Annotated in this window: 9 protein-coding genes; 3 read left to right on the top strand and 6 right to left on the bottom strand. The window is 61.7% G+C overall.

What is annotated here, in order from left to right; genetic code table 11:
• Nucleotides 1-100 precede the first annotated feature (100 nt).
• Nucleotides 101-1,711: a citramalate synthase gene (cimA, locus tag E8L03_RS14930; protein ID WP_171267763.1), complete on the bottom strand. Its 1,611-nt coding sequence runs from the start codon at nucleotides 1,709-1,711 to the stop codon at nucleotides 101-103.
• Nucleotides 1,712-2,138: 427 nt separating this feature from the next.
• Here cimA and E8L03_RS14925 point away from each other — a divergent pair, with 427 nt between their 5' ends.
• Complete coding sequence (locus E8L03_RS14925) at nucleotides 2,139-2,795, top strand: hypothetical protein (RefSeq protein ID WP_171267762.1); 657 nt, start codon at nucleotides 2,139-2,141, stop codon at nucleotides 2,793-2,795.
• An 84-nt stretch (nucleotides 2,796-2,879) separates the two neighbouring features.
• On the opposite strand, the gene topA is transcribed toward E8L03_RS14925, so the two are convergent.
• Nucleotides 2,880-5,153: a type I DNA topoisomerase gene (topA, locus tag E8L03_RS14920; RefSeq protein WP_171267761.1), complete on the bottom strand. Its 2,274-nt coding sequence runs from the start codon at nucleotides 5,151-5,153 to the stop codon at nucleotides 2,880-2,882.
• 224 nt (nucleotides 5,154-5,377) lie between these two features.
• Between topA and E8L03_RS14915 the strand changes: the two genes are divergently transcribed.
• A complete protein-coding gene (locus tag E8L03_RS14915; RefSeq protein ID WP_171267760.1) occupies nucleotides 5,378-6,868 on the top strand; it encodes a VgrG-related protein in 1,491 nt (496 codons plus the stop codon).
• 194 nt (nucleotides 6,869-7,062) lie between these two features.
• Here the strand turns inward: E8L03_RS14915 and E8L03_RS14910 are convergent, their stop codons facing one another.
• Complete coding sequence (locus E8L03_RS14910; RefSeq protein WP_171267759.1) at nucleotides 7,063-8,340, bottom strand: adenylate/guanylate cyclase domain-containing protein; 1,278 nt, start codon at nucleotides 8,338-8,340, stop codon at nucleotides 7,063-7,065.
• A 231-nt stretch (nucleotides 8,341-8,571) separates the two neighbouring features.
• On the opposite strand from E8L03_RS14910, the gene E8L03_RS14905 reads away from it, so the two are divergent.
• Nucleotides 8,572-9,234, top strand: a complete 663-nt coding sequence (locus E8L03_RS14905; protein ID WP_171267758.1) for a hypothetical protein — start codon at nucleotides 8,572-8,574, stop codon at nucleotides 9,232-9,234.
• A 114-nt stretch (nucleotides 9,235-9,348) separates the two neighbouring features.
• On the opposite strand, the gene nifB is transcribed toward E8L03_RS14905, so the two are convergent.
• The 3 genes from nifB to nifE all read right to left on the bottom strand — a co-directional run bounded on the left by nifB (nucleotide 9,349) and on the right by nifE (nucleotide 13,534).
• Nucleotides 9,349-10,620, bottom strand: a complete 1,272-nt coding sequence (gene nifB / locus E8L03_RS14900; RefSeq protein ID WP_171267757.1) for a nitrogenase cofactor biosynthesis protein NifB — start codon at nucleotides 10,618-10,620, stop codon at nucleotides 9,349-9,351.
• 89 nt (nucleotides 10,621-10,709) lie between these two features.
• On the bottom strand, nucleotides 10,710-12,098 hold the full coding sequence (locus E8L03_RS14895; RefSeq protein ID WP_171267756.1) for a nitrogenase component 1: 1,389 nt from the start codon (nucleotides 12,096-12,098) through the stop codon (nucleotides 10,710-10,712).
• Complete coding sequence (gene nifE / locus E8L03_RS14890) at nucleotides 12,095-13,534, bottom strand: nitrogenase iron-molybdenum cofactor biosynthesis protein NifE (RefSeq protein WP_171267755.1); 1,440 nt, start codon at nucleotides 13,532-13,534, stop codon at nucleotides 12,095-12,097. The genes E8L03_RS14895 and nifE overlap by 4 nt, the downstream gene beginning before the upstream one ends.
• Nucleotides 13,535-13,593: the final 59 nt, after the last annotated feature.

The following is a 13,593-nucleotide window of genomic DNA, read 5'->3' as shown; positions in this document are numbered from 1 at the left end:
CCGCAGGATGTCTGGCGCAGGACTGACGCCGCATTGGGCGGCTGCGCCAGTCTTGCACGATCCCAATCGCGTAACGCACTCTGCCTTCTGGCCCTGGCCGCTACGGCTTATGGTTGGGCCATTTGCGCGGATCGTCCTTGAAGAGCTTGTACGTCAGGGAGTCGACAAGCGCGTTCCAGCTCGCGAAAATAATATTGTGGGAGACGCCCACCGTGGACCAGCGCGAGTTCTTGTCCGCAGACTCGATGAGCACGCGCACGTGGGAGGCCGTGCCTGGACTGCCCTGGGTGGTGCCGCTCAGCACGCGCACTTTGAAGTCGGTGAGGCGCACCTCGCTGATGCACGGGTAGAAGCGCTCCACGGCCTTGCGCAGGGCGCGGTCCATGGCGTTTACCGGGCCTTCGCCGGTGGAGGCGGTATGCTCCACCTGGCCGCGCACCTTGACCATCACCGTGGCCTCGCTCATGACCTCTTCGCCCTGGAGCAGGGCGTCGGTCACGCGGAAGTTGATGGGCGTGAAGTAGCGCTTGGACCAGCCCATGACGCGGTAGAACAGCAGCTCGAAGGAAGCCTCGGCCGAGGAGTACTCGTAGCCGCGGTTCTCGCGGTCCTTGATCTCGGCCAGCAGGTCGCCCACCAGGGCGTCCTCGCGCTCCAGCTTGTAGCCCAGCTTCTTGGCCTTCTCCAGAATGTTGCTGCGGCCGGAGAGGTCCGAGATGAGGATGCGCTGCTCGTTGCCCACGGCTTCCGGCTCGATGTGCTCGTAGGTCCGCCTGTTGCGCTGGATGGCGCTCACGTGGATGCCGCCCTTGTGCGCAAAAGCGGAGCGCCCCACGTACGGCTGGCGCAGGAAGGGGCGCAGGTTGGCGATCTCGGCCACGAACTGCGAGACCGTGGTCAGGTGCGTGAGCTTGCCCTCGGGCAGGCATTGGAACTTGCCGTCGCACTTGAGCTCCAGCGCCGGAATGACCGAGCAGAGGTTGGCGTTGCCGCAACGTTCGCCGTAGCCGTTGATGGTGCCCTGCACCTGGCTTGCGCCGGACTTGACCGCCACGATGGAGTTGGCCACGGCCATGTCCGAGTCGTTGTGGGTGTGGATGCCCAGGCGCGCCTCGGGCAGCTCCTTTCTGACCACATCGAATATCTCGCGCAGGTCGCTCGGCAGGGTGCCGCCGTTGGTGTCGCACAGCACCAGGACGCCGGCACTGGCCTCATGCGCCGCCTTGAGGGAGGACAGGGCGTAGTCGCGGTTCTCGCGAAAACCGTCGAAAAAGTGCTCGGCGTCGAAGAAGACGTCCTCGAAGTGGGGCTTGAGGAAGGCGACGGAGTCGCGAATGATCTCGAGATTGCGCTCCAGCGGAATGCGCAGCGCATCGGTCACGTGGAGGTCCCAGCTCTTGCCGAAAATGGTCGCAACGGCCGGCTTGGCCTCGATGAGCGCCTTGAGGTTGGCGTCGTTCTCGGCCTTGTGCTTGGGATTGTGGGTGGAGCCGAATGCGGCCAGACGCGAGTACTTCAGGTCGTAGCTCCGCATCTCCTTGAAGAACTGCTTGTCCGTGGGGTTGGAGCCCGGCCAGCCGCCCTCGATGTACTGTACCCCGAGGTCGTCCAGACTCTTGGCCACACGCAGCTTGTCCGTCAGGGAAAGATGTATCTCCACATCCTGAACGCCATCGCGCAGGGTGGTGTCGTATATCTCGATCGTTCTCATGAGTGAACTGCCTTGCCTTCGCTGAAAGCGTCCGCGACAGAAGCCAGAAACCGGCTCCAGGAGGAGCCTCCGGACGCAACACGCAACATTATTGAAAGGGAATACCCCCGTAACAGGTTTCCCAGCGGAGCGCCAGAGGCGGTTTTGGCCAAAACCTCATGGAATGATGTCATTTGCAGGCTCGCGGAGGCCCTATGCGAAAAATTTCGAACCGGCTCTGTCCACGAACCGTCACATGCGATGCGGTCCATGGTCGGGGGCGATCCTCAAAAAGAGTCCGGCAACCCGTCGCTTGGGACTGAACAGCAGGCCCATGCAGTTCTGGTATCGCATAGGCATTGCGCTATCTGGCACGCTTGTTTACTAATACGACAGCACTAGATATCTTTAATTTTTTTGTAGATTTTATAATACCAAGGATGCCGCAATGGATACCACTCGACGCCGGTCAAGACATAACTCCTTCACCATATTTAGAAGTCAGTCCGAAAATGTTTTCCTTAGATTGGCAAAATCTGACCTACGGCATGAGCGCCGATCCCAATTCTTTTCATTTTACATTATTCCCAAAGGCCGTTGGGGTAGAAATGATCCCACAACCGTCGATATTTTTTATGGAAGACGCTCCTTGGGCAGGTTTAGAAACTATGGAAAGAGCACGAGCATCTTCGATGTACAGGAAGAAACCCTTGCTGAATCCGGCACGACTCTCAGATATCAGCAGATACCTAACGGCTTGGTATTATGCATTCTTATCCCCTCAAGAACTCAAACACTTTCTCCAAGTTTTGATTTCGTTATTTTAGCAAATGGCATAGAGCCCTATACCCTAACAGGTGACAACACTTTAAGAAAACATTGGAAAATTTTTTCCTCTTTTGCGGAATCCTATTCAATGGATGGCGAACCTGATATTTGGGACAAGTTACGTGTTTGGTGGGTCTTGTTTTCAAAACCAATTTGTGTTGACAACCATATTAAGGAAAGAAAAATTACATCAGCTTGCAGCAAACTCCTTTTTTTTGTTTTAACGGTTGGCTTAAGTGGATTCTTATTACGCCTCATTCAGTTCTTGTTTGACTGACAAATAGTGTCTTCAAAAACACCGTCCTTTATTTAAGCTTCCGTTGCACATTTGGTTCCGTGCAGATTAAAGCAATTTATTGCCTCATACGGTCGTCTCGCTTTCTTCCTCCAGCTCGCGCGTGTAGCGGCACTTCTTGTCCGGGCAGGCCAGGTGCTCGCCACGGGCCTTGGTGGTCTTGCGCACCAGAATCTTGGAGCCGCACTGCGGGCACGGCTCGGGCACCGGCCAGTCCCACACCGCGTAGTCGCACTTGGGGTACTGGTTGCAGGCATAGAACACCTTGCCGCGGCGGGAGCTCTTCTCCACCAGCTCGCCGGGGCAGCCCTCCTTGGGGCAGGCCACGCCCGTGGAGAACGGCTGGGCGTAGTCGCACTTGGGGTAGCCCGTGCAGGCGATGAACCGGCTGCCGGTGCGGGCCTTCTTGATCACGAGGTCGGAGCCGCACTTGGGGCACTCGCCCACCTTCTGCGGCTTTTCCAGGTCCTCGGGCGCCACCTGAATGGTGCCATTCTCGTCGCGGTAGAAGTTCTTGGTGTTGCGGCACTCGGGGTAGCCCGTGCAGGCCAGGAACTGCCCGGCCTTGCCGAACTTGATGACCATGGGCTTGCCGCACTCCTCACAGACGATGTCCGTGGGCAGGCCCTGCTTGACCGAGGCCATGTTCTCCGCGGCCTCGGCCAGGGTGTCGTAGAAACCGCCGGTGAAGGTCTTCAGCAGCTCCACCCAGTTGGCGCCGCCTTCGGCCACCTTGTCCAGCGAGGCTTCCATGTTGGCCGTGAAGTCCACGTCCATGAGCTCCTGGAAGTGCTGGTCCAGCAGGTCGCTGACAATGCCGCCCAGGTCCGTAGGCGCGAAGTGCTTGTCCTCCAGCCGGGCGTAGTCGCGGTCCAGCAGCGTGGAGATGATCGCCGCGTACGTGGACGGCCGGCCGATACCCTTCTCCTCCAGCTCGCGCACCAGCGACGCCTCGGTGTAGCGCGGCGGCGGCTGCGTGAACTTCTGCTCTTTGTTCATGTTCAGCAGCGCGAGGATGTCCTTGGTTTCCAGCTTGGGCAGGTCCTGGCTCTTGGAGGCGCCGGCCTTGGTCACGGCCAGGAAGCCCGGGAAGAGCAGCCGCTCGCCCTTGGCCCGCCACTCCAGATCGCCGTTGGCCACGGTCACGGTGGTGTCCCAGAACTTGGCCGCGGCCATCTGCGAGGCCACGAACCGCTCCCAGATGACGCGGTACAGGGCCAGCTGGTCGCGGGGGAGATCGGCCTTCACGCTGTCCGGGGTGATGGCCACGTCAACAGGGCGGATCGCCTCGTGCGCGTCCTGCGCGCCGGACTTGGTCTTGAAGTGCCGCGCCTTAGGCGGGTAGTACTCCTTACCGAAGCTGTCGAGAATGAACTCGCGCGCCGCATCCTGCGCGTCCTTGGCAATGCGCACCGAGTCGGTACGCATGTAGGTGATGAGCGCCATCACGCCGCGGTCGCCGAGGTCCACACCTTCGTACAGCCGCTGCGCCGTGGACATGGTCTTTTTGGCCGAGTAGCCCAGGCGCTGGTTGGCGTGCTGCTGCAGGGTGGAGGTGATGAACGGCGGCGGAGGCGTGCGCGAGCGTTCCTTCTCCTGCACGTCGGCAACGCTGAAGGGGTTGGCCTTGCTGTCCTTCTCCAGGGCCTCGGCCTCGTCAGCCGATCCGATCTTGGGCTTCTTGCCCTTGACCTTGGAGAGCTCGGCCTCAAACGCGGCGGCCTCGTCGGCTTTTTGACTTTCCAGGGCGAGCTTGGCCTTGAACAGCCAGTACTCCTCCGGCACAAAGGCGCGGCGCTCCTTTTCGCGTTCCACCACGATCTTGAGCGCAACGGACTGCACCCGGCCGGCGGAGATGCCCCGCTTGACCTTTTTCCACAAGAGCGGCGAGAGCTTGTAGCCCACCAGACGGTCCAGGATGCGGCGCGCCTGCTGCGATTCGTAGAGGTGCCCGTCCAGCGTACGCGGGTGCTCCAGTGCCTCGCGCACGGCCCGCGGCGTAATCTCGTTGAACTGGATGCGCTCGATGTTCTGGTTCGTGCCCTTGATCAGCTCGGCCACGTGCCAGGCAATGGCCTCGCCTTCGCGGTCCGGATCAGGCGCCAGGTACACGCGCTCGGAGCGCGCCGCGGCTTTCTTCAGCTTGCTCACCACGTTCTGCTTGCCCTGGATGACCTGGTACTCGGGCGTGAAGTCGTGCTCTTCGTCCACGCCGAGCTTGTTGGGCGGCAGGTCACGCACGTGGCCCACGCTCGCTTCCACTTCGTAGTCGGAACCCAGAAATTTCTTGATGGTCCGGACCTTTGCCGGTGACTCAACGATAATCAGGTTTTTTCCCATAACTTGCGACTCTAATCAGCCCCACGCCTCTAGGCAAGGTCCGCAGAAAAAAGCGTGACGATATCTATGGTTTGGCGGCCACGTTCCTGCGCGTGGCACACGGTTTGCTTGTCTGTTCGTCGTAGAAAAACGGCCGTCTTGTGCAGGCCGTACCTGAGACGAACCATAGCATGCAAGAAGTATTCGATGCATCTGCCGCATGAAATGACCCAGGGAGCGCTTTCATGGCCTTGACGCCCCTCGACTTTCTTATCGACCACGAGCGTCTGAACAATATGGCACGCCAGCAGGTGAGCCGTGCCGAGGACACCTCGCCCGACCAGCACGAGTTCCGGGCGCTCGTCAAAGATTTGCTCATCCAGCCGGACAGCGACGCCATGGCCGACGTCCTTATGCAGGACGCCTCCGGAGCCATGGACAGCGAAGACGCCGGCCCGGACCAACAGGCGCTCACCGGCGCCATGGGCCTCATGAACCTCAAGGCCCTCTCTCTCATTAAAAGCATCGACCCCAAACAGAACGGCCCGGCGCAACTCCTCGGCACCGAGGTGCGCATGCCCATCACGGCCAAGCGGCCCGGCGCCACAATTCCCGCGCCCGCTCCTGAGCCCCTGGCCCAGGTGACGCTTGCCAGCCAAGATTCCGCCCAGCTGCCCCTCATGGCCACCCGATCCAGCCATTTCACGTCCAACGAGGCGGACCGGCTGGCCAAGCCGGACCCCATGCCCATGCCGGGCGACGCCCGCGCCGAACGGCCCGAGCAGGCCCCGCTTATCGAGTCCGCCAGCGCGGACACGCCCTACGAGGTGCGCCGGCCCATTGACAGATCCAACCGCATCCAGAACGCCGCGGCCACCGAAAGCGCCGACTCCTCGGACAGCTTCTTCGGTCCGGCCGAGGCCGAGGCCGCGGAGCTCAAGCCCTCGCCGGTGGAGAACCTGGGCCAGTCCGTGCGCATGCCCATCCGCACCACCTACGTCTCCTCCACCGATTTCGACGATCTCGTGGCCGACAAGTCCGAGGTGGTCCGCCGCAAGCTACGCGACATTGGTTACGCCGATGTGGCCGCCCGCGGCCGGGACATCACCCTGGGTACACTCACCGCCCGTTTCGAGTCCGGCAAGGAAGGCATCGCCGCCATCGGCTACGACCGCATGGGCGGTACCTCCTACGGCAAGTACCAGCTCTCCTCCCGCGCCGGCACCATGTCCCGCTTCATCGACTACCTCAAGACCGAGGAGCCGGCCTGGGCCGACCGCCTGAAAAACGCCGGCCCGGCCAACACCCGCGGCCGCCGCGGCACAATGCCCACCGAGTGGCGCGCCATCGCCGCCGAAAGCCCGGAACGCTTCGAGGCGCTGCAGGAAAATTTCATCATGAAAACCAGCTACCGGCCCGCCCTGGAAGCCATCAAGACCTCCACCCACCTGGACGTGGCCGATCTCTCCCACGCCGTGCAGGAGGTGCTCCACTCCACGGCCGTGCAGCACGGCGCCAACGGCGCCGCCCGCATCTTCTCCCGCGCCGTGCACAGCGCCGGCTCGCCCAATGCCGACGGGTTCGAAAAACGACTCATCGAAGCCGTGTACGACCGCCGCAAACGCAACTTCGGCGGCTCCACCCACCAGGTGCGCGTGGCCGTCAAAGCCCGCCTCTCCCGCGAAGAGCACATGGCCCTCGCCCTGCTCGAAGAAGGCGTCAAGAAAGTGGCGTAGATTTACGGACCGCGCTTGGCAAGGGAAACCTTTCTGGAAGAAAGGTTCTCCCCCGCACCCCTTCCAAAGACTTTCATCTAGGTTTAGGCCCCGACGTCCAGGCGAACACGGTTCTCCCGGGCCCATATTAGGGTCCAGGGAGCCATGCTCCCTGGCGGGGTGCCTGAGGGGGCGCGCCCCTCGGGACCATGTTCCTACTGTCCTTCCACCAGCGCGCCCAAGGCGCTTTCATCAATCTGCCAGCTCAGAATGTCGCTTTCCTGACCTTTCATCGCGGTTTTTTGCAGCACGCGGCGGGTGGGGTCGAGCTGTGGGGCGAGGTCCGGGCTGGCGGCGTCGAGCTTCCGTCGGGTGATGTTGGAAAGCAGGATACCGTTGGTGGCGCAGTTTTTTTCGAGCCGCGCGGCGAGGTTGATCTTGTCGCCCACAAACGTGAGGTCGATATCGTCGAGACCGATGTTGAGGACCCAGATCTCGCCGCTGGCAATGCCCACGCGCGTGCCCATGGCGATGGTCTCGTCCATGGACTGCTGCAGATCGCCGAGCACCTGCTTGCCGAGCAGGATGATGTTGGCGGCAAAGGCCAGGGCCCGGTGGTAAGCGCTGTCGTCGCGCAGGGGATAGTTGAACACGGCGAGCACCGAGTCGCCCATGAACTTGTCGAGGATGCCGCCGTGCTGGTCGATGAGGCGCTTGGCCTCGCGGTAGTAGCGCGAGAGCGCCTCGTTGAGGTCCTGCGGCGCGGCCGTGCGCACCAGGGCGGAGAAGTTCTTGATGTCCGTGATGACGATGATGGCATCCTGGGCCGCGGAGCCGATGCGGAAGAACGCCTCGGAGTCCTGCTGCGAGTCCATGAGCGCCCGGATGATGGACGGCGGCATCTTGCGCGCCAGGTGCACGTACTCCATGGGGATTTTGGTGCGGCCCTGGCGCACGGACTCCAGGATGCTCGTGACCTGCTCGGGCGTGACCGGAGTGGATGGACCGGAGGCGGATGCGGCGGGCTGTCCCTGTGAGGGGGTGCCGGGCACGGTGTCGCGCGGCCGGGCGAGCGCCATGGCCACGGAGGCGGCCTTGAGGGTTTTCTGGAACTCGGGCGAGGCGATGTCGTACTGCTCGGCCAGGCCCATCTCCCGGGCGTAGTCGTCCACGGTGAGCCATTTGAGCGTGTCCGCGATGTCCTGATAGTTGGTGTGCAGCAGCCCGACCTCCTCCGGGTTGGGCACGTACGGCGTGACCATGATGAAGGTGTCGAAGTGCTCGCCGTGGCGGCGGATCTTGTCGGCCATGATGTTGAGCATGGCCGAGGGCACCTTGGAGCGGATGTCGATGCCGGTGCGGCCGCCCTCGTCCTCGTAGATGAAGTTCACCGAGCTTTGCAGCGCGAACGGCACGGGGTGCTGCGTCTTGCCGAGCAGGGACAATAAATGCCCCACGGCGGATTGCATGTTGAGGTAGGAGGCGATGGACATGGCGGTGCGGTTGCTGGGGGTACAATCAGGGTCGGCGCAACGCTCGCGGGAGGGCTGCGAGTCCGCGCTCAGGATGGCTTCTTGTAGCGGAGAGGGGGAGGAGGAGGCAAGGGAGGGGGGGACGATCCTCGCTTCGCCATGAGACCAACTTCATAAAGATTTTCTATGGTGATTCCTTCTTGCAAATTATATAACAACTAGCGCAGACATAATACGCAGGAGGCAATAGCTGTGAAACCTATACTTTTTGCTATTTTAATCTGCATTTTGTTCTCAACAAATATCGCCTGGTGTAATGAGAACAACTTGTACCTTTCCCGAGAACAAGTCATCGGACTGGTTAAAGAAATTAATCTAAGTGTATATAACACTGTCAACAACAACTGCCTTACAAATGAAAAAGAGTTACGGGACAGAATCCGTTTTCGTCTGGAAGAGGCTGGGATAAAGGTGCATGAAGACAAATTTAACTACTTCCCCTCCCCGAAAGGTCTTGACCTTGGAGTTCTCTTGTTTGGCAGCAAAGAAGAGACGTGTATCGCTTCTGCAATCACAATCGCACGAATTACGAATCTCATGTATCCATTTCCATCTCACAGTATTAAAAGCGACAACAACCAAGAGGTGTACATAATGATAGATGGATTAGTATGGGAAATGGAGGGAGTATTCTCTTCTCAAGGTAACCTTGACGATGCCGCTTTGCGTTATATCAATAACGTTATGGATAATTTTCTAGCAGATTATTATTCCGCCCAAAAAGATGAACGCGTTAAATTGTCTAATGATCTTGTGTTTGAATACTACCCCATACAATTCACGGACGGTAAAAAACGTAAGAAAAGAACGCTCACGCTTACACTCGATCCTCATACTGCTCTACAGAACAAGTAATGTTCTCTCATTTCCCTGATAAAGTAAGACAACTATGAGCTGAGGCCGCTCCCCCATCCAGGAGGAGCGGCCTCATTCTTCTCATTATAAACTAACTAACTATCTACAGCGTCATCAGCAGCCTTCGCCCGAGCCGCCGCAGGCGTGGCCGCAGGCGCTGGGTTTCTTGTTCATCAGCTTGCTCAGGTCGCCGCCCTTATAGATGGCTTCCAGGCCCTGCTCGATGAAGCCGGACATCTCCACCACGGTGACGCCGGACTTCTCCAGCACCTCGCGCGGGGTGCGGCCCAGGGCTGCGCAGAGCAGCGCGCGGCAGTCCTTGAGCTGGGCGGCCAGCGCTTCCCAGCGCTTGGGGCCGCCGCCGATGTCCGGGGTGGCGCGTTCCTCGATCATCTCGAAGCCGCCGTCCTTCTCGGTCCAGATCTGCAACGCGGGCGCTTCGCCCAGGTGCTGGTTCACGAGCAGGCCCTCGTGGCTGGCCACGGCCACGCGGGTCCGTGCTTCATAGCGGGGAATCTCCATGCTCGAACACTCCTTGAGGCAGCTCGAAAACTCGCCGGAACGGTCGTTGTCCAACAGGCCCACGGCATCCGCGCGGCAGCGCCGGCAGTGGCGCATCAGGGGCAGGTGCTTTTCCACGGCGGCGCGCACCGTACGCAGCAGCTCACCGCTAGGCTCTTCCAGATCGCCGAAGGGCGTGCCTGCCACGGGCTTGATGGGCAGCACGTTGAGGATGTCCACGCCGAGCTCCTTCATGGTGATGGCGATGTCCTCCACGTGCGCGTCGTTCACGCCGGGGATGAGGATGGTGTTGATCTTGACGATCATGCCCAGGGACTTGGCCTTCCTGATGGCTGCGAGCTGGCGGGAAAGCAGCAGTTCCGCGCCTTCGCGGCCGCGGTAGACCACCTTGCCGTCGCGCACCCAGCCGTAGATCTTCTCGCCGATGGCCGGGTCCACGGCGTTGACCGTGACGGTGATGTGGCTGACGCCGGAGGCGGCCAGCTCGTCCAGCTTCTCTTCCAGGGCCAGACCGTTGGAGGAGAGGCAGAACAAGAGGTCCGGGTGCTTCTCGTGCAGGCGGCGGATGGTCTCCAGGGTTTCCTCCTGGTTGGCCATGGGGTCGCCGGGGCCGGCAATGCCCACCACGGAGATGCGCGGCTCCTTTTCGAGCACGCGGTCCATGTAGCGTGCGGCCTGGGCCGGGGCCAGGACAGCGGAGGTCACGCCGGGGCGGCTCTCGTTCACGCAGTCGTAGCGGCGGTTGCAGAAGTTGCACTGGATATTGCAGCGCGGCGCGACCGGCAGGTGCACGCGGCCGTAGCTGCCCTTGGCGTCCTTGTTGAAACAGGGGTGGCGTTCTGATTTCGGATTGATCGTTGTCATGGCTGTCCCATCCTTTGCGCCGCGTAAGCGCGGACTCGCAGACTGGTAAGACGTCGTATTCAAACAGATTGTTGTGTTGCAACAGCCTGTTATAAGTATCCCCAACCAAGAGGCGAATCGGCCTGCTTCTTCTCCAGAACCGCGTTCACGATCCGGTCGAAGAGAGTCTGAGTGCCCTTGTAGCCGACATGCATGGTGCGCTGCGCGCCAAAGCGGTCGTGGATGGGGAAGCCCACCCGCACGAGGGGCACGTTCCACTCGCGCGCCATGCGGTAGCCCTTGGAGTTGCCGATGACGAGGTCCGGGGCGAGCTTTTCGGCCTCGTTCTTGATCTCGTAGAAGTCCACGCCGGGCATGACCTTGGGCGGCTGGCGCAGGATGTCGCTGCCGGCTTCCTCGATGGCCGCGGGCAGGCGACCGGAGTTGCCGCCGGAGGCCACCAGCACGGGCTGGATACCGATCTCGGCGAGCATGGCCACCAGGCCGGCCACGAGGTCTTCGTCGCCGTAGACAACGGCGCGTTTGCCCGAGATGTACTTGTGGCCGTCCACCATGGCGTCCACCAGCCGGCCGCGCTCCTTGGCGTGGCGGGCCGGGGTCTCCTGGCCGCTGACCTCTTCCAGGGCGGCGAAGAAGGCGTCCGTGTTGCGCAGGCCGATGGGCATAGGCAGGCGGTGCAGGTCCACGCCGTGGCTCTCCTGCAAGGCCGTGCCGCCGGTCTTCTCCGCGCCGGCCAGGACAGCGCCGAGCTCGAAGGTTGCGCGCGCGCCGGACATGGCGCGGATGTCCTCCACAGGCGTGCCGCCGGAGGGAATCTTCTCGTAGTCTTCCAGGGCCGGGCCATCCAGGGTGTCGGAGTAGTCGGGCACCATGGTCACGGCCAGGCCGAAGTCGTCGAACACGTCGCGCAGGTGGCGCAGGTCTTCGGGCGAGACAAAGCCGGGCAGCAGGTTCACGCCGTCGTGCTTGTCCATTGCCGGGTCGGGAATCTGCTCGCAGACCGCGCGGACCGCCGAGTGGAAGCCTTCCACGTGCGAGCCCTTGTACGAGGGCGTGGAGACCCACACGAGGGTCGGCAGGTCAAGGTCGGCGAACTCCTTCTTGAACTCGTGCAGGATCATGGGCACGTCGTCGCCGATGGTCTCGGTCAGGCAGGTGGTGGCCACGCCGATGACCTGGGCCCCGTACTTCTTCATCACGTTGATGAGGCCGAGCTTGAGATTGGGGCCGCCGCCGTAGATGGCGTGCTTCTCGCCGAGAGCGGACGACGCGATGTCGATGGGCTCGCGGTAGTGGCTGATGAGGTAGCGCCGCATGTAGGTGGCGCAGCCCTGGGAGCCGTGCAGGAAGGGCACGCCGCCTTCGATGCCGCGGAAGACCACGGACGCGCCGAGCGGTGCGCAGGCCTTGCAGGCGTTGGTGGTGGAGACGTAGTCCACCTTTTCCGGCTTGATGCGGGTGATGGTCTCGACGGTCATAACGCTCCCTCCCTCATGCACCCTTCAGGCGCATCCAGGCTGCATGCGGAGTCTATATTCTTGGACTCAAGGGCGACCTTGTTCTGGGCCGCGCGACGGGGCACAAAACGCCATACCGGACTCATCGCCGTGCGGTAGACCTCCTCGGCGAAGTTGACCATGCCGATGAAACCTTCCAGGCATTCCTTGCGCTCGTGGTTGTGGTCGCAGAAGCCCACGCCCAGCTTGTGCGCGATGGGCCGCTCCTTGACGCCGCCCACGAAGATGTCCACGTCCTTCTCCTTGATGAAGGCCTGGAGCTCCAGGGGGTTGGCGTCATCCACGATGATGGTGCCGGGATCGGTGATGGCCTCCAGCTCGGCGTAGTCTTCCTTGGTGCCGGTCTGGGAGCCTACAACGGCGGTCTGCATGCCGAGGTGCCGGAACGTCTTGACCAGGGAGAAGGCCTTGAACGCGCCGCCCACGTAGACGGCGGCTTTCTTGCCTTCCAGATCCTTACGCAGCTCCTTGATCCGCGGCATGATCGCCTTGATCTCCTCGGACACGACCTCCTTGGCGCGGTTCATGACCTCGGGGTCCTTTTCCGCAAAGAACTTGGCCACGTCGTAGAGCGCCTGGGACATGTCCTCGATGCCGAAGTAGGAGACGCGGATGTAGGGGATGCCGTACTCCTCTTCCATCAACTGGGCGAAGGGCAGGGTCGCGCCGGAGCACTGGACCACGTTGAGGGCCGCGCCGTGGGAACGGCGGATGTCGGCCACGCGGCCGTCGCCCGTGACGTTGGCCACGACCTCGACGCCCATGCGCTTGAAGTAGTCGCGGATGACCCAGATCTCGCCGGCCAGGTTGAAGTCGCCGAGCAGGTTGATGGACAGAGGCGAAATATCGTCGGTGGGCGCGGTGCCGGCCAGGCGCATCAAGGCCTTGCACGCGGCGTCGTAGCCCTCGCGCTTGTTGCCCTTGAAGCCTTCGGACTGCACCGGAATGACCGGGATGCCCTTTTCTTCGGACACGCGCTTGCACACCGCTTCCATGTCGTCGCCGATGATGCCCACGATGCAGGTGGAGTAGACGAACGCACCGCTGGGATTGTGGCGATCGATGAGCTCGCACAGGGCGCGGTAGAGCTTCTGCTCGCCGCCGAAGACCACGTCGTTTTCGCGCAGGTCCGTGGAGAAGGAGAGGCGGTGCAGCTCCGGCCCGGAAGAGACGGCGCCGCGGATGTCCCAGGTGTAGGCCGCGCAGCCGATGGGGCCGTGCACCAGGTGCAGGGCGTCGGCAATGGGGTAGAGCACGACCCGGGAGCCGCAGAACACGCAGGCGCGCTGGCTTACGGCTCCGGCCAGGCTGTCGCGGTTGCAGGCCATCTCAAACGGCTCGGCCCCGCCCTTCACATATATCTGATCTTTCCGGTCTTCGAAAATTGGCTGTGTCATGACGTCATCCTTGGGCTACGTGATGAAACTTTTTTGACCTTTTGAGCCAAGGGGCGCTG

The sequence above is a fragment of the Oceanidesulfovibrio marinus genome (genome assembly GCF_013085545.1).
Classification (GTDB): Bacteria; Desulfobacterota; Desulfovibrionia; order Desulfovibrionales; family Desulfovibrionaceae; genus Oceanidesulfovibrio; species Oceanidesulfovibrio marinus.
The sequence above is the reverse complement of the archived record's forward strand: the minus strand, read 5'-3'. Positions and strand labels throughout refer to the sequence as shown.